The organism is Halobacteriovorax sp. GFR8 (assembly GCF_050955245.1).
Taxonomy (GTDB): domain Bacteria; phylum Bdellovibrionota; class Bacteriovoracia; order Bacteriovoracales; family Bacteriovoracaceae; genus Halobacteriovorax_A.
Window position 1 is genome coordinate 2,324,573 of the sequence record NZ_JBPBLR010000002.1, and the last position, 16,553, is coordinate 2,341,125.

Genomic DNA, 16,553 nt, shown 5'->3' on the forward strand with positions numbered 1-16,553 from the left:
AGATCTAATTACAAGGTTCACCAAAAATATGTCCTGTTGCAGGAGTGCCACCTTGATCACAGGTTAGCACAAGTAAGGCATTTGATGATGACCACATATCAGTACTATTTGATACACTCGTAATATCCCAGCCTGTTGCATCTACGGCCAAAACATCAGCATATCTAAACATCCACGACATTGTTGTTACACTCGATGTATCAAGTCCGGCCATATTAATTGATGAAACTCCATCAGCAAAATAGAACATCCCTGCGAAATTTGTAGCACTTGAAGTATTAAAATGTGTTAGGTCAATAACAGATAAAACAGTTTCTTTAAACATATAACTAAAAGTTGTCACAGATGAAGTATCAAAAGTTGAAATATCAAGACTCGTTAAAGAGTCCATTCCAGCAAACATATATGACATCGTCGTAACTAAAGATGTATTAAAACTTGTCAAATCAAGAGTTGTTAAAGATGGACTATCATTAAACATTCTCTCCATTTTCGTCACACTATTAGTTTCTAGACCAGAAAGATTTAAAGAAGTTAATGAGGTCATATATGCAAATGTCGCAGTCATATTAGTGACATTTGATGTATCAAGCATACTTAAGTCTAAAGTTGTAATAGTGCTCATACCACTAAACATTCGATCCATATTCTCAACAAGGGCAGTATCAAAATGGGCGACACTTAAACTTGGTAGAGCATCTAAGTTGTTAAACATATATTGCATAAATCGAACTTTAGAAGTATTAAAGCTTGAGATATTTAACGAAGTTAAACTAATATTCGATGTAAACATATAGGCCATAGTCGTTACATTGGCCGTATTAAAACTAGAAAGATCTAGTGTTGTTAGAGCTTCAAGACCAGAGAACATACTCTGCATACTTGTGACTTTTGTGGTATCAAAACTAGAGAGATTAAGACTTGTTAACTTTTCATTACTTGCAAACATTCTCTCCATCGTAGTTACATTTGCAGTATTAAATGAAGAGAGGTTCATCGAAAGCATATTTGTATTCCAATAAAACATATCCTTCATATTTGTAACTTTACTCGTATCAAAACTTGATAAGTCTAATGTTGTAAGAGAGTCCACATGGAAGAACATCCCCTCCATATTCGTTACATTTCCTGTATTAAAGCTTGATAGATTTAAAGACGTTAAGCTTTGAACATACTTAAACATCTCCTTCATATTCTTCACACTTGCAGTGTTAAAATTTGAAATATTAAGAGATGTAAGATTTCTCATCTCTTTAAACATAGCGTTCATATAAAGAGCACTAGATGTATCAAAATGAGATAGATCAAGAGAAGTCAGGTTATTAACTCCCTGAAACATACTAATGAAATTTAAAACATTACTCGTATCAAAACTAGAAATATTTAAACTAGTCAGACCACTCATATTTGAAAACATCTGCGTCATCGAATCAACATTTGAAGTATTAAATCCAGATAAATCGAGTGTTGTTAATGCACTCGCACCATTAAACATATAGGACATAGTTACGGCACTACTTGTATCAAGCCCTGTCATATCAACTGAAGTTAATGACGTATTATTCATAAAAGTATATTCAAACGACGTAATACCAGTTGACGCCGTACCTGCAACAAAAGTCGTAAGTTGATTACAATTGTAAAATGCTCGAGATAAACTTACCCAACCAACTTCACCAAGAGACTCGACTGAAATTAATTGATGCTGATTAGTATAAGCACCATTTAGAAAATCCATCCCCTCAAATGTACCAACAATTTTCACTTGATAATCACCAGCACTTGCATAAGTATGGGCCTTGTTTGTATCAGTATCAGATGTAATAGTCTGAATTGGTGTTCCATCACCCCAATCAACAGTAAAATTATAATTATAAGTTGCAACAAGTGGTAGAGTGACAACTTCATTAGTTGCTGTCGTTCTCCAAGTCGTCTTAAATGGATTAATATGCTTACCTGATAATGAAACAGCAGGAGTGACATATGTTCCATCAGAAACAGTTAAACTACCAGAGTAAGTTGTCGCGGCCGTCTCGACACCACGAACACTGATTGTACAACTAGCACCTGCTGCTAACGAAAACCCAGTACAATTATCAACAACAACTTCAAAATTACTAGTGTCTCCAGTAATAACAGGTGACTGAATTGTACCAGTTGCAATCGTGCCATTATTTGTAATCGTTAAGATTGACTCTTCACCAACTTCACCAGGCTCAATATCAAGATTACTTAAAGCACCTGGAGAGATATCAAATAGATCAACTGTATGATAATTGAAAACTTCATAGACTGTTGAGTTACCATCTGTGAGAGCAAGAGTTACGACTGTACTAGCTTTCACCCCAGCACTAGGAGTTAGCGTGACTGTACAGTTCGGGGCGGTTCCACCAATAACAATATTTGCATTATTAAGAAGAGCAGTATTACTAGAACTTCCAGTTACTGAACCCGAACAAGTTATCGTCGAATCAGCGTCACCAATAGTAAAAGGAATTGGATTTGTTGCTGTACTTATTAACGAATTTTGATCAACAATTGAAGAAATTACAGGAGGAAGGTCACATGGATGTCCTGCTGTTAATCGTATATTATCGATTGCCATATCTGAAGTATAACTACTACCTGTCACTCCTCTAAAACGTACCATCGTAGTAGTTGAACTCGGAAATGATTCGCATAAATTAATACTTTCAGAAAACCATGAATTTCCTTGATCTCCAGATTGGCTCCAAACAATACTTGGCTCCCATGTACTTCCACCGTCGAGAGAATATTCTAAATTTAACTCCCCCATTGTGGCACCATACATATGCCAATCAAATTCAATCACGTACTTATCAGTAACAGTATTGAAAACCGGACTTTCTATGACATGAGTATTATTATAATTACTCGATGACTCAATGAAAGCATAATAAGTTCCATCAGTTGGAGCACTTGGTCCTGTTCCAGAACTTGTCGTCGTATTAGAATCTACGGACCAATTTCCATCATCAGTTGCAGACTGAGTCCAAGTTGTAACCCCAGTCGAAGCAAATGTTTCATTATATGAAGGCCCAGGAAGGTCGGCCACAACGATTGCAAATATTTCGTTATCCGTTAGACTTCCATCAGAAGCGATAATCATAAATTCGTATTCACCATCTTGAGTTAAATCTGGAGTCCAATCCATAACACCTGTTGAAGCATTAAAACTTACACCCGCTAAGCTCGTACAATTTGAGCCTGATACACTACCATCAATATTAATATCGTAAGCGCATGAATAAGTTAGGGCCTGACCATCAAGATCAAAATCATCCCCACCATCTGCTGCATTGACTGTAGTAATGGCACTATTCTCTACTGCACCATTTTGATCAGAGATTGCATCTAGCACAGGAGCGGCATTAACATGATTTACAATGACACTAAAGATTTCGTCATCACTTAAGCTTCCATCACTAGCTACAATTTTAAATTCATAATTACCAGATTGAGTATAATCAGGTGTCCAATCCATTACCCCGGTCGTCGCAGAAAATGAAGTCCCTGACAAGGATGTACAAGAAGTAGCACTTGCAACAGCACCATCAACAACTGTGTCATACGTACATGTATATGAAATAGAATCCAAATCAACGTCTAAATCATCCCCTCCGTCAGCAGCATTCACGCTCGACATCGCAGAGTTTTCAGAAACAATGATATCTGCAATAGAATCTAGTGCAGGCGCACGATTTGTATTTGTAACCGTGACACTAAAAATTTCAGAGTCACTTAAACTTCCATCTGATCCAGTAATTTGAAATTCATATGAACCAGATTGATCATAATTAGGAGTCCAATTTAAAATACCTGTCGTACTATTAAAGCTAACACCAGTAAGGGCCGTACAATTTGCACCACTAACACTACCATTTACGGTAGTGTCATAAATACATGTATAAGAGATCGTATCATTGTCGTTGTCTAAGTCGTCTCCACCATCTTCAGCATTAACAGTAGTCATTGCAGAATTTTCTGCGACAGATTGATTTGAAATACTATCTAGGACAGGTGGTTGGTTGATATTATTAACAGTAATGACGAATATTTCATTATCACTTAAGCTACCATCACTTCCATTAACTTGAAATTCATAGCTTCCTGCTTGACTATAACTAGGCGTCCAATCAAGCTCCCCAGTTGAGGTATTAAATGTAGCACCTGATAAAGTCGAACAATTCGCCCCCGCGACACTTCCATCAACCGTAGTATCGAAAGTACATGAATAAGTAATTGTATCTAAATCAATATCTAAATCATCTCCGCCATCAGCTGCATTAATAGTTGTAAGAGCTGAATTCTCATTCACTGATGAATCAGAAATAATATCTAATACAGGGGCACGATTGACATTATTTACAGTAATAGAAAATATCTCCTCATCATTTAGGCTTCCATCACTTCCCATAATCTTAAACTCATACGTTCCTGACTGAGAGTAATTAGGAGTCCAATCTAAGACACCTGTTGAGGCAACAAAAGACACCCCTGTAAGTAATGAACAATCAGTTCCACTTAAAACAGATCCATTAACAGCTGTATCATACTCACAGCTATAAGAAACAGTGTCTAAATCAACATCTAAGTCGTCCCCACCATCGGCAGCATTAACAGTCGTTATCGAAGAATTTTCTGCAACTGTTTGATCGCCGATTGAATCTAAGACTGGTGCACGATTAGTATTTGTCACATTAATGACAAATATTTCATCATCATCCAAAGATCCGTCACTACCAATTATTCTAAATTCATAATTTCCAGATTGCTCAAAATCAGGAGTCCAGTCAAGCTCACCTGTTGCCACATTAAAACTAACACCTGTTAATGAGGCACAGTTAGAACCAATTGAGACGCTACCATCAATAACAGTGTCATATAGACAAGAATATGTAATCGCATCAAGATCAACATCTAAATCATCTCCTGAGTCATTTGCATTAACAGTTGCCATTGAAGAATTTTCAGTAACACTAAAATCTGAAATCATATCAAGAACTGGTGCTTGGTTAACATTATTAACAGTGACAACAAATATCTCATCATCACTTAAGCTACCATCACCACCGTTTATTCTAAATTCGTAAGATCCACTCTGAGTAAAATCTGGTGTCCAATTAAGTTCACCAGTTGTTGCATTAAAAGACACCCCAGAAAGGCCAAGGCAACTAGTGCCACCGACACTTCCATCAACACTCGTATCGTAATAACAAGAGTATGTAATTGTATCTAAATCAATATCACTATCATTACCGCCATCACCAGCATCAACCGTTGTTATTGCAGAGTTCTCAGATACACTAAAATCTGAAATAGTATCGAGCACGGGTGTACGGTTCGTATTGGAAACAGTGATAGAAAAAAACTCATCATCACTCAAGCTTCCATCGCTTCCCGTAATCTTAAACTCGTAGCTTCCTTCTTGATCAAAATTAGGAGTCCAATCCAATTCACCAGAAACTGCATTAAATGACACGCCTGTTAAGGTTGTACAGCTTGATCCAGTAACACTTCCATCAATTGTTGTATCAAATGAACAAGAATAAGAAATCGTATTTGAATCAAAATCAAGATCATCCCCACCATCTCCTGCATTAACAGTTGAGATAGCACTATTCTCACTTACGACAATGTCTGAAATAGCATCTAAAACAGGAGCAACATTCACATCATTTACAACAATCGAAAAAAATTCATCATCACTAAGGCCACCATCTGTTCCCGTAATCTTGAATTCATAATCACCTGATTGAGAGTAACTTGGAGTCCAGTCAAACTCTCCAGAGTTAATATCAAACGAAACCCCAGATAAACTTGTACAGTTTGCCCCGCTAACACTTCCATCGATAATATTGTCATACATACATGTATATGAAATTGTTTCTAAATCAATATCAAGGTCATCTCCACCATCACTAGCATTAACTGTTGTCATGGCAATATTCTCAGAAATCGTAATATTTGAAATTGTATCCAGTATAGGTGTACGATTCACGTTATTAACAGTTACAATAAATAACTCTTCATCACTAAGGCTTCCATCACTAGCTGTAATCTTAAACTCATAAACTCCAGCTTGTGTAAAACTTGGAGTCCAATTAATTACACCTGTCGCTGAATCAAGATTAAGTCCGGAAAGAGTTGAACAGCTTGTCCCAGATACACTTCCATCTAAAACAGTATCAAATTCACATGAGTAAGTGATAGCCTCAAGATCAATATCAAGATCATCACCACCGTCTGAAACGTCGATAGTTGTCATTGCCACATTTTCATTAACACTAAGATTTGCAATACTATCAATGACAGGTGTACGATTGCTATTGACAACATTGATAACAAAAATCTCATCATCAACAAGGTTCCCATCAGAAGCGACAACCATGAACTCATAATTTCCGCTCTGAGAATAATTTGGTGTCCAATCGAAAACACCGGAAGAAGGATTCAGTGAAACACCAGCTATTGTTGTACAATTAATTCCAGAGTTCACACTCCCATCAATAATCATGTCATAAGTACACGTATACGTAAGTGCTTCACCTGTACTATCAAAATCATCCCCACCATCACCGGCATCAATAGTAGCAACAGGGCTTCCCTCTGCTATTGGTCCCTGATCAGCAATTGCATCTACGACAGGAGGAACAAAGCCCGAGAGAGTTCCACTAACTGTCGCGAGATCAGAGCTCTCCTTCGAGTCACTTGTATACATTGAAACGCTATAACTTCCATTATTTGAAGCAATTGGCCTAATCTCAAAAGTACAAGTTTCATTAGGCCCTAAAACGACACCTTCACAATTATCATTAATAACTTCGATATGTCCTGCATCTTCTCCAACAATAACAGGTGCCATCAATGCAGAACTTTTTATATTACCTAAATTTTTCAGCGTCAGAGTTTCACTAGGTCCCGGAGATGCTCCCCCTGAGATATTTAGATTACTAATAGAGTTCGTTGAAAGAGCTAAGATAACATTTCCAATAAAACTATTAGAGCTTCCAGAGCTTTTTCCTGAGCTTTCTTCGTTGCTCTCAGCTGTTTCACTTTCAGGAGGATTAAAAACACTTGTTACCTTTATTCCTACTTCTTCATCTTCACTTGATTTTTTTGGCGCACTATTAGAATCAGCACGAGGTGTATCAAAAAAACGAGGCTCACTTTCAAAAGAAATATCATCAAATCGAGAAGAAGTGCTTGGAGAATTTTCATTTAGAGCAGAGCTATAACTTCCCTGCTTTTGTCCAATCGAAATAAATCTCTCACCCTCGTCAATATCCATATTATCAAGCTCCAAAGTGCTCGCAACATTTCGTTCTTGTTCTTGAGCGTCTTCATTTGGAGTATCTTCAATTACGGTATTCTGTAGAGTGTCAGTACTAATCTTCTTTGCTTGATGAGAGGACCTCGATATTTTCTTTGTTAAGTCTTTCTCGGTGTCTTCTTTGATAGTCTTTGATTGATTATTATTTAATGAGAATGAGAAATAATAAGCTAAGAAAATAGCCGATGCGATAAATGAGAATTTGAATAATGTAGAATTATTTCTCAATTTAAAGATCTCCCCCACCTAAATTAAACTTTCCCAACTAAAGAAAATTTGATGTGCACCAAAAAAAATAATAACTTAAGGCTAGAAATTGAACTAACTTTATAGCTAAGTAACTAAAATTATTCACTCTCAATAAAAAGAGAGCGCCTAAATTTTAGGCCAAGTGCAATGATGAAAACCCCTAAATTATTCAACATTTATCAACTTACCTAAGGTAAATTAATTAAATAACTTATCGGCATTTATTGTTTATTTATGAATAAATTCACTTGAATTTGGAAAAGTTTTTCAGGAAGATCTAACTAACTAGAATTACTTACGACACTCGTCTAGTAATGCACGCACATCAAAACGTGCACCAAGCTTATGTAGCACAAAGAAGACCCCTCCAATCTTGCGATCAAGGAAAACGGTATGTCTTGAAGGATTACCGACAGCAACTTCTTTCATTAGTTGCGGCGCCATCTCCATTACTTTGTCCGCGACGTTTGAGTTGCCCCAGTCATAGACACCTCCTTGAAAAGGAGCAGCGATAACTTTGGCGTACTCCCAAAAGAAGTCTTCGTTTGTCTTCTTACTCTTAGATAGGTACTCCATCTCATAGAGATTTGAGAAGAATAGCTCACGGTCAAGATTTGCACAGGCCATGATTAGTGTTTGGTAACCCTTTAAAAAGTTTTCTGGTGGAGATTTTGAAGCACCAAAGTCGATTAGGCCCCAACGATTATTTGGAAGAAGAATATAATTTCCCATATGAACGTCTGTTTGAACTTTCTTAAATTGAAAAAGCTCTAAGAACATCAGTCTCATAAAGTCCTTACCTAGTTCATCTCGATCTTCTTGAGACAAGTTTAATTGGTCAATCTCTCTTAAGCTATGGCCTTCGAGATACTCCATTGTTAGTACGCGCTCATTGCTATACTCTTCTAAAACAGTAGGTACTTTGTACTGTGGGTAGTCTGATAATAGCTCACGAAACTCATTTATTGACTTGGCCTCTTCCTGGTAATTAGTTTCAAGAAAGAGCATCTCTTCAATTTCAGAATAGATTTCTTTTAAGTCCACTTCTTTTGGAATGACATTTAAAAGCTTCATTAACATCTTTAATGCCTTCACATCATTCTTTATTGCCTTGCGAACTCCCTTGTACTGAATCTTCATGGCATAATCGATTCCATTAAAGTGGGCCAGGTGAACTTGCCCAAGGCTTGCCGCTGCAATTGGCTTCTCTTCGATTTCAAGTTCTTCTAAGAATTCTTTAGGTAGTTGTTCTTTAATTTGACCCCACTCTAAATAGTAAGACTGACTCTCTAGTTGCTTTAAAACTTTTTGCGCCTCAGGAGGCAGAAATGCACTTGCATAAGTTGATAGAAGTTGCCCGGCCTTCATTAAAGAGCCCTTCATCACACCTAACTCATTTACAATGAGTTCAACATGAGGCCCAATACCCCCACTCAATTTATTTTTCAAATCTTCATTACGCTTAGACCAAACGTCTTTGCCCATCTTGAGAGCAAGTTTTGCAACTCCGACTTGTCTTGAAATGAACTTATTTTTTATTTTATTTATTTTTTTCATTGGCCTTCTTATTCTAACATTAACTAAAGGAGAAAGGATGAATTTTCGACTCAATAAATGCCAAAATGCTCTTATTATTGGAGCTGGTCATGGGATAGGATTTGGGATTGTACAGAATCTATTAGAGAATTACTCAGGTATCTTCGTTAAGGCAACTTATCGTAGAAAAGAGAGTGCATTAGATTTATTAAATCTAAAAAAAGTATTTCCTAATAATTTAGAAGTGTATCAAGTAGACCCAACTAAAGAAGATCATTTAAAGAACTTTGCCCAAGAGAATATTAATAATTCCTTCGATCTAATCATCAATAGCGTAGGCTTTCTTCACACCGAAAATATCTCCCCAGAAAAGTCTTTACGAGAGTTTGACCCCGATACCTTTCTTGAACTAATAAGAGTTAATGCCATGATCACACCCCTGTTAGCTAAGTATTTCGAAAAGAACTTAAGCAGCTCCCCTAGTCTCTTTGCTACGATATCGGCAAAAGTAGGAAGTATCGAAGATAATAAGATAGGTGGATGGTATAGTTACCGTGCTTCAAAAGCTGCTCTAAATATGCTCATCAAAAATATTGCCATTGAATTTGAAAGAAAAAGAAAGAAATGTCTTGTTCTTGCCATTCACCCTGGCACTACTAGAACTGATTTATCTGAACCCTTCATTGAAAGAACCTCTTATATAATTCACGAGACACATGAAACCGCTTCCAATATACTTAATGTTATAAATAATAGAGAACTAAATGAAACTGGAAAGTTTCTATCTTGGGACGGCGGAGAAATTCCATGGTAACGACGATAATTAAAGACACTGATTTTAAAAACTATGATGAAAGAAAGAGAATTAAATTTATTAATGCCTTATCCGGTTTTAAATCAGCGAACCTTGTAGGGACAATCAATAATGAAGGTCAAACAAATCTTTCAATCATAAGTTCCGTCGTACATCTAGGAGCCTCTCCTGCTCTTATTGGACTAGTCATTAGACCTGATATCGCCAGAAGAGATACTCTAGAAAATATTCGAGAAAACGGTTTCTTTACGATTAATCATGTTAATGAATCGATAGTCGAAAAGGCCCATCAAACAAGTGCACGATACCCTCAAGAGCAAAGCGAGTTTGATGCTTGTGGACTAACTGCAGAATTCGTTGAACACAAAGAAGAATTTCCTGCACCATTTGTACAAGAAGCAAATATAAAGATGGCGATTAAATTTGTGCGTGAGATTAAAATTGAGGAGAATGGGACTCATTTTTTAATTGGAGAAATAAAAAGTGTTCACTTACCGCAAGACTGCCTCGAAGAAGACGGTCATATCGACATCCACAAGGCGGGAACAATTTGTGTATCGGGACTAGATGCATACTTTAAGACGGCCCCTCTTGGACGTCTTAGTTATGCAAAAGCTGATCGAAAACCAAGTTGGCTGTAGAGAAAAAAAATTTCCTAGCTAGTATTGACACCATTATTTTTGCTACCATTCTTTTATCACGAGAGGTAAATCATTATTTTTTCGACCTCTAAAGAATCTTTTTTACTATTAACCGTATCAAGGAGACTTTATGTTAAAGAAAACAAAATTATGTAATTATTCAAATCCACTATTTTATGACTTCGGCATAGAATTAGGGCCCAAACAATATCAGAAAATTAGATCACGATTAGACGGCCTTATGGACCGCTGCCCTATTCATAGCCACTTTAAACTAACATTCAAGAAGCATGAGACCAATTATATTGGTCAATTAAGTATCAAATCGTTTACTAAAAACTTTCACGCAAAGAAAGTTGCTCACACGCCACTTCAAGCATTTTTACTTCTTGAAGAAGCAATCGATGAGCAATTACTAAAATGGAAAAGAGATAGATTTAGCAATAGCTTAGCAAGTAGCTTACGTCGACCACAAGTCGCGTAAATTGCTCTTTGGCAAAACTCCTGACATCTCCAGGAACCAAGAATGGTTCCTGGAACTTAGTATTCTTATTCTTTAGTACGACGAGTACGGCGGGCCTTCTTTGCCAAGATTTCAAGATAGAAAGATTCGGCTTTCTCGTTAACCATTAAATCAACATTCTTATTGATCTCTTTCTCGTGAATCTCTTTAGCAGTCTCTTGCGAAGTACCAATGCGACAGTCAAAGTCCCAAAAGTCCGCACCTTCAGGAAGTTCCTTCTTGCGCTCTCTTTTAATATACTTCTTAACTTCAAATTTTATCTTATCCGCAACTCTCTCTGGTGCGCGCTTTTCGTCTACTAAATTAAACGTCTTCTTCACTTCTATCTCACTTTTTTAAACTAATAGGAGCTTTTAGCATGGAATAACTCGGAAAACACTCTATTAATGATCACTAAGTTAACTTTACTTAAATAAAGTGTGGGAATAGAATAATACTATGAAGAAAAAGACCATCGCCCTTGTGGCCCACGACAGTAGAAAGAATGACCTTATCCAATGGACTTTGGAACACAAAGACAAACTTACCAAGTACAATATTTGTGCTACAGGGACGACAGGAAGACTCTTAGAGGAAAAGCTAGGAATCAATATTCATAAATACTTAAGTGGTCCAATCGGTGGGGACTTTCAAATAGGTACAGCTATTGTTGAAGGCAGTGTAGATATGCTGATCTTTTTTTGGGACCCATTGGAATCCATGGCACACGATCCAGATATTAAGGCCTTATTAAGAATTGCAACACTTTATAATATTCCCATGGCATGTAATCAAACAAGCGCTGACTATTTCATTAATTCAAGCTTAATGGACATAGAGTACGAGCGTAAGCTTTCCGTACTTAATCATTATAATCAAGCACGAAAAGATATTAATTAAAAAAGTCCATATACACTTTAAACCAAGGTGTCTCTCCATATCGTTCGACGACCTTATCAAAGAAGACTTCAACACCTTCTTCCGTAAGGCCCATTTGATCATATGAGAGTTGCTCATAAAGATTCATGATAAGACTTGGCGAAAAAAAGTCCATAAGCTTTTCAAGGTAGGCCAAACCTTGCTGTGGATTTCGTGTTAAGAGATAGTCATAAATTGATAATCGTTTTATATCACAGGCTTCCGGTGAGCGTTTTTGAATACTAAGCCCATTGTCAAAGTGATGCCACTGCGGACTCTTGTCATTAACAGTGCGTATACAAAGAGTCACAGTAGGATTCTGTTCATGAAGAACACGATGAGAGAACTCAAGTCCTCTTTTGATTTCACGAATATCTCCCTTAACAAGAGTTTCATCTACAATACACTCTATTTGACTTGTGTAAATATCAGGGAAGAACTCTTCTTTCTTATGAACTTTAAAAACTTCATGTCTTGACTCTCCTGCTACGACTTGAAAAGCGCCACAGAATGAATGAGAGTGAATAGAAGTATCTAGAGTCTGCCAAAAATAAAGATCAACGACAAAGTGACCATTATTAAAGATTGTAACAGGAGGCTGACCGAAGCCATTATAAACATTTACTTGTTCAGGCAGAGTTACTTGCTCTAAACTCCACTGCGCGATAAATGACTCCAACTCTTCAAGTTCAAAATCAAATTTCGATTCTATGAGAAAGTCAGTACACACTTTCGAAAAGTCTTCAGCTACAGGATTTAGAGCTTCGATCTCTTTTCCGATATTTAAAAGGTCTTTAATATTCATTTTTCTTCTCACTATTTCTAAATACGTGTAAAACTACACTTTCTCGACTTTTTAAAATATTGACCTTCTCGGCTACGTCCACTGTAGACTCGTAAATAGTCCATTTCGTCACCTTCTACTTTAAGTACTCCTAGCCCCTGAGCATTAGAAGTCTGATTGCGATCCTTCATCCATTGGATACGGTCAACATTAAAATAGAGGCTTTTCCTATCGGCTCCCCAGTAAAGATTATGAACATTAAATGTCTTTTCAAATTTATTCTCATACTGTTCACTATAAGGCTTACCTATTTTATAATCCATTCCGTAGAAATTGATATGCTCACAACTCTGCTGTCGTACATGTAATTTTTCAATCTTCACTGTACCATCGCGATCACACATTCCTTCCCAAGTACCGGCAAGATCTGGACAACTTGCCCATGTTGAAAGTGTAAGTAAACAAAGTGCTGTCGATTTTAGCTTGAGATGAGTCATAAGGCTTCCTTAAGTATATTTAAGTTCATTTATAGATAAGTTTAGCTGGTTTTTCTCTATAATGGAAAGTGGAGTTTATCATGCTGGCCCTACTAACGTTAACGATCATACTATTTACATCTATTACCGTTGTTAAAGTAGCAACTAAGATCTTAGTTTTAACTGGCCTAAGTGACGAAGTTGCAAGATTTCAAGCAAAGTCCGCCCTCACAGGAACAGGGTATACAACTAGTGAGTCAGAAAGTCTTGTTAACCACCCTCTAAGAAGACGCGTTCTCAGCTTCCTAATGACAATTAGTAATGTTGGAATTATCTCCGTCATCTCAACGGCCATCTTATCATTTGTGAATATCGATACGACTGCTCAAGGACTTAGCCGATTCGCTATCGCAGTCACTCTATTTTCAATAATAATCTATGTAACTCAGAGTAGTTTTTTTAATAAATGGCTAAATAAAAAACTAAAAAAATATCTTGGGAAGCTCTCAGATGTCGAACTCGTGGATTACGCAAATTTACTTCACATAGGAGATCGCTTTGGCATTGGTGAGGTTTATGTCTCTGATAAGCACTGGTTTGCCAATAAGAATGTTCGAGAACTCTCTCTACCAAGAGAGGGCCTTATCGTCCTAGGTGTTCAAGTTGCAAATGGTGAGTACCTCGGGCTTCCCTCAAAAGACTATGTCATCACACCAGGAGATACTGCTATTCTTTATGGGAGAGCGGATATGTTAAGTGAAATTAGCACCAGAACTGCTGATATTGGAGATAATGAGAGAAAAGAGGCCATCGAAAAGTTGGCCGGAATAAAAAAAGAAGAAAAAGAAAAAGAAGAAGAAATTGTTGAAACAAGAGAGGCCAGCTAGTATTCTCTGCCATCTGGTCTCATTGAAGTTAGAATATCAAAGTAGCTCAAAACAAAGATCAAGAAACCAAAACTCCATAAAGCCGCCGCAATATACAAGCTAGAGAAATAGTACTCTGACGTAACCATAGGAGTTATAGAACGTGTTAAGGCACCTATAATAATTAATAAGTAAGAAAGCTTCGTCCATGAGTCTGCAATAATTTTTCTGCCAGTATGCCCCAGAGAAACACGAGTCATTATCCCAATGGACACGGTGGCCAAGCCTCCGGCCAATAGCATATGCAATGCTGCATTTGTCTGATTAATACGCGTGTAGAAAATCCCAATTAATCTTAAGACCAGCTCAATATTAATAAATCCAATACCAACATGAAGAATAAAAAGTATTGGAATACTTGTAGTTAACATAGGTCGCCACAGAAGCTGTCTGAAGAGGTTTGAGATAATTGCAATAGTAAGGATTAAAATATACGCCACTGATGGGTTCATTAAATTCCAAAATAATGAAAGAATTAGAACAGATCCTAAGCTTAAGATATTAAGCCACTTAGGAATATCAATCTTAGTCTCAGGGATTTTGCTTCTCGTAAAAAATGGAATCACTCTGCCTGCTATCAATAAAATAATGAAGCGAATTAGGCCAATCGCAACATCCCTTCCGTAATCTGAAATAGTCGCTTCAGAATATAGATTCCCCCAAGTATGTAAAAAACTAGAAACAGTGAACCCCAATAATATCGGGATAAAGACATATTTTTGTTTTGGAAAATTCTGTAACTTTCTAAAAAGCATAATTAGAAGAGCTGGAAAGAAAAGATTTAAAGTTATTAGTAATACAGTTTCTGTTAGAGGTAAGAAATATGAGAAGCGCTCTATAAGCCACAACAGGAGTAATATGACGAGGGCCTTTCCTTGGTATGGCCTTGAGCCCGTCCAATTGGCACTGGCAGTGAGTAGAAATCCGGCAATTAAAGCACCTGTAAATCCAAAAAGCATTTCGTGAGAATGCCAAAAGAGAGAACTTAAATTTAAGACAGGAACTTCAAAATGCCCCAGATAAGTAAGAACCCAAATAATGGGGTTAAGTGCCGCAATTAATCCGGCCATAATAAAGAATGGCCTAAAACTAATTGAAAATAATGACTTAAACCCCATCAACTCTCTCTGCCTACTTAAGAAGTACGTCGGCCCTAGTCGACTCAGCAATTGCTGCTGCTTCTTGTATTAGCTCATCTGCCACACCCAGCTCTTGTAAAGTAGCACCAAGGTTTTCAACAACGGCATCAAAGTGCTCATCATTTAATCCTTGGGCAACTAGGGCCTCGTGTGCTTCTCTCATTCCCTTTCCGTCATATGTATTTGGGCCACCAAAAGCATATGTTAAGAACATGATCTGCTTTCTTCTTTGTGCGGCCATATCGATCCCCTCAAAGAAGTGCTTAATACGTGTATCTGCTAAAACTTTATTATAAAAAACATCAACTGCTGCATTAACAGCGTCTCTACCACCTATTCTTTCAAATAACTTTGACATACTATCTCCTTAATATATATCCAAAATACATATTATGTATGCTAGACTTAAATGGTATTAAAGTAAACAGGAAATTAATATGCGTTTGGCCAGTTTTACAGATTACAGTCTAAGAGTTCTTATATATATCGCCACAAAGGGCGATGAGCGCTCTACTGTGGGTGAAATTGCCGATAAGTATAAGATATCTCGTAACCACTTAGTAAAGGTTGTTCATAATCTTTCAACAATGGGAATCATTGACTCGTATAAAGGAAAAGGTGGAGGTATCACCCTCTCTAGCGCTCCAGATGAAATCGTCATTGGAAACTTAATACGTGAACTTGAGGAAGACTCTCCCCTTGTTGAGTGTTTTGGAAGTGCGGGAAACTGTATTATTAGTCCAGCGTGTAAATTAAAGAGTGCTCTTATAATCGCTCAAAATCAATTCTACGAAACATTGAATGCCTATACTCTGGCAGACCTACTCACTAACAAGAATAAGCTAGAAAATATCTTTAAAGAGGACAATTAGAATCTAAAAGTCCCCTGATATTCTTTTGAAATTTTCTAATCACCTTAATTTGATTATCAAGTTGAGTCAGTTTATCTTCTAGCTGCTTTCTCAGTCGCCCATTAGGTTTTCTTGTTGCTAGAACTTTTGCCATCGACTTAATTTCAGCAAGAGAGAATCCCAACTCCTTTGCCTGAACAATAAGTTTTAGTAGATCAACGGCCTCTTCAGGGTACACTCGGTAGCCATTATCACTTCTTCTAGGAACTAATAACTCTACCTTTTCATAATAGCGTATTGCTGATGAAGGTATCCCTGTTTGCTTAGATAAATCACCTATTTTCATTTTTTCTCTCCAGCACT

At 37.1% G+C, this 16,553-nt stretch carries 14 protein-coding genes; 6 read left to right on the forward strand and 8 right to left on the reverse strand.

Features of this window, described 5'->3' with window-relative positions; genetic code table 11:
* Positions 1 to 4: 4 nt before the first annotated feature.
* Both ACRXC1_RS11575 and ACRXC1_RS11580 read right to left on the reverse strand, forming a co-directional pair.
* Positions 5 to 7,582, reverse strand: coding sequence for a BspA family leucine-rich repeat surface protein (locus ACRXC1_RS11575; RefSeq protein WP_433658957.1), 7,578 nt, complete (start codon positions 7,580 to 7,582; stop codon positions 5 to 7).
* 312 nt (positions 7,583 to 7,894) lie between these two features.
* Positions 7,895 to 9,160 (reverse strand): ABC1 kinase family protein, encoded by a 1,266-nt coding sequence (locus ACRXC1_RS11580; RefSeq protein ID WP_433658959.1) that lies wholly within the window; start codon positions 9,158 to 9,160, stop codon positions 7,895 to 7,897.
* Between the two features lie 37 nt (positions 9,161 to 9,197).
* On the opposite strand from ACRXC1_RS11580, the gene ACRXC1_RS11585 reads away from it, so the two are divergent.
* The 3 genes from ACRXC1_RS11585 to ACRXC1_RS11595 all read left to right on the forward strand — a co-directional run bounded on the left by ACRXC1_RS11585 (position 9,198) and on the right by ACRXC1_RS11595 (position 11,078).
* Complete coding sequence (locus ACRXC1_RS11585; RefSeq protein WP_433658961.1) at positions 9,198 to 9,953, forward strand: SDR family NAD(P)-dependent oxidoreductase; 756 nt, start codon at positions 9,198 to 9,200, stop codon at positions 9,951 to 9,953.
* Complete coding sequence (locus ACRXC1_RS11590; protein ID WP_433658963.1) at positions 9,947 to 10,594, forward strand: flavin reductase family protein; 648 nt, start codon at positions 9,947 to 9,949, stop codon at positions 10,592 to 10,594. Before ACRXC1_RS11585 ends, ACRXC1_RS11590 begins: the two co-directional genes overlap by 7 nt.
* Positions 10,595 to 10,724: 130 nt before the next feature.
* A complete protein-coding gene (locus ACRXC1_RS11595; RefSeq protein WP_392908863.1) occupies positions 10,725 to 11,078 on the forward strand; it encodes a hypothetical protein in 354 nt (117 codons plus the stop codon).
* A gap of 65 nt (positions 11,079 to 11,143) precedes the next feature.
* Here the strand turns inward: ACRXC1_RS11595 and ACRXC1_RS11600 are convergent, their stop codons facing one another.
* Positions 11,144 to 11,437 carry a DUF6172 family protein gene (locus ACRXC1_RS11600; RefSeq protein WP_433658965.1) on the reverse strand — a complete coding sequence of 98 codons (294 nt, stop codon included), beginning with the start codon at positions 11,435 to 11,437 and terminating at the stop codon, positions 11,144 to 11,146.
* 118 nt (positions 11,438 to 11,555) lie between these two features.
* Between ACRXC1_RS11600 and ACRXC1_RS11605 the strand changes: the two genes are divergently transcribed.
* Positions 11,556 to 11,996, forward strand: coding sequence for a methylglyoxal synthase (locus ACRXC1_RS11605; protein ID WP_392908859.1), 441 nt, complete (start codon positions 11,556 to 11,558; stop codon positions 11,994 to 11,996).
* Here the strand turns inward: ACRXC1_RS11605 and ACRXC1_RS11610 are convergent.
* Both ACRXC1_RS11610 and ACRXC1_RS11615 read right to left on the reverse strand, forming a co-directional pair.
* Complete coding sequence (locus ACRXC1_RS11610; RefSeq protein WP_433658967.1) at positions 11,989 to 12,819, reverse strand: hypothetical protein; 831 nt, start codon at positions 12,817 to 12,819, stop codon at positions 11,989 to 11,991. The two genes, ACRXC1_RS11605 and ACRXC1_RS11610, sit on opposite strands and share 8 nt — an antisense overlap.
* 17 nt (positions 12,820 to 12,836) lie before the next feature.
* Complete coding sequence (locus tag ACRXC1_RS11615; protein ID WP_392908856.1) at positions 12,837 to 13,295, reverse strand: hypothetical protein; 459 nt, start codon at positions 13,293 to 13,295, stop codon at positions 12,837 to 12,839.
* 80 nt (positions 13,296 to 13,375) lie between these two features.
* Here ACRXC1_RS11615 and ACRXC1_RS11620 point away from each other — a divergent pair, with 80 nt between their 5' ends.
* Entirely contained in the window at positions 13,376 to 14,161 is a 786-nt protein-coding gene (locus ACRXC1_RS11620; RefSeq protein ID WP_433658969.1) for a TrkA C-terminal domain-containing protein, read from the forward strand.
* Here ACRXC1_RS11620 and ACRXC1_RS11625 read toward each other — a convergent pair.
* Positions 14,158 to 15,318, reverse strand: coding sequence for an NnrS family protein (locus ACRXC1_RS11625; RefSeq protein ID WP_433658971.1), 1,161 nt, complete (start codon positions 15,316 to 15,318; stop codon positions 14,158 to 14,160). The genes ACRXC1_RS11620 and ACRXC1_RS11625 overlap by 4 nt on opposite strands.
* A gap of 13 nt (positions 15,319 to 15,331) precedes the next feature.
* Positions 15,332 to 15,697, reverse strand: coding sequence for a group I truncated hemoglobin (locus ACRXC1_RS11630; protein WP_392859312.1), 366 nt, complete (start codon positions 15,695 to 15,697; stop codon positions 15,332 to 15,334).
* A 79-nt stretch (positions 15,698 to 15,776) separates the two neighbouring features.
* On the opposite strand from ACRXC1_RS11630, the gene ACRXC1_RS11635 reads away from it, so the two are divergent.
* A complete protein-coding gene (locus ACRXC1_RS11635) occupies positions 15,777 to 16,211 on the forward strand; it encodes an Rrf2 family transcriptional regulator (protein WP_433658974.1) in 435 nt (144 codons plus the stop codon).
* On the opposite strand, the gene ACRXC1_RS11640 is transcribed toward ACRXC1_RS11635, so the two are convergent.
* Entirely contained in the window at positions 16,195 to 16,536 is a 342-nt protein-coding gene (locus ACRXC1_RS11640; protein ID WP_392908847.1) for a MerR family transcriptional regulator, read from the reverse strand. The two genes, ACRXC1_RS11635 and ACRXC1_RS11640, sit on opposite strands and share 17 nt — an antisense overlap.
* Positions 16,537 to 16,553: the final 17 nt, after the last annotated feature.

Coding starts and splice junctions, on each gene's coding strand:
- ACRXC1_RS11590 (WP_433658963.1), top strand. CDS start 9,947: ATGGTAACGACGATAATTAAAGACACTGATTTTAAAAACTATGATGAA.
- ACRXC1_RS11610 (WP_433658967.1), bottom strand. CDS start 12,819: ATGAATATTAAAGACCTTTTAAATATCGGAAAAGAGATCGAAGCTCTA.
- ACRXC1_RS11630 (WP_392859312.1), bottom strand. CDS start 15,697: ATGTCAAAGTTATTTGAAAGAATAGGTGGTAGAGACGCTGTTAATGCA.
- ACRXC1_RS11615 (WP_392908856.1), bottom strand. CDS start 13,295: ATGACTCATCTCAAGCTAAAATCGACAGCACTTTGTTTACTTACACTT.
- ACRXC1_RS11605 (WP_392908859.1), top strand. CDS start 11,556: ATGAAGAAAAAGACCATCGCCCTTGTGGCCCACGACAGTAGAAAGAAT.
- ACRXC1_RS11585 (WP_433658961.1), top strand. CDS start 9,198: ATGAATTTTCGACTCAATAAATGCCAAAATGCTCTTATTATTGGAGCT.
- ACRXC1_RS11595 (WP_392908863.1), top strand. CDS start 10,725: ATGTTAAAGAAAACAAAATTATGTAATTATTCAAATCCACTATTTTAT.
- ACRXC1_RS11640 (WP_392908847.1), bottom strand. CDS start 16,536: ATGAAAATAGGTGATTTATCTAAGCAAACAGGGATACCTTCATCAGCA.
- ACRXC1_RS11580 (WP_433658959.1), bottom strand. CDS start 9,160: ATGAAAAAAATAAATAAAATAAAAAATAAGTTCATTTCAAGACAAGTC.
- ACRXC1_RS11635 (WP_433658974.1), top strand. CDS start 15,777: ATGCGTTTGGCCAGTTTTACAGATTACAGTCTAAGAGTTCTTATATAT.
- ACRXC1_RS11620 (WP_433658969.1), top strand. CDS start 13,376: ATGCTGGCCCTACTAACGTTAACGATCATACTATTTACATCTATTACC.
- ACRXC1_RS11625 (WP_433658971.1), bottom strand. CDS start 15,318: ATGGGGTTTAAGTCATTATTTTCAATTAGTTTTAGGCCATTCTTTATT.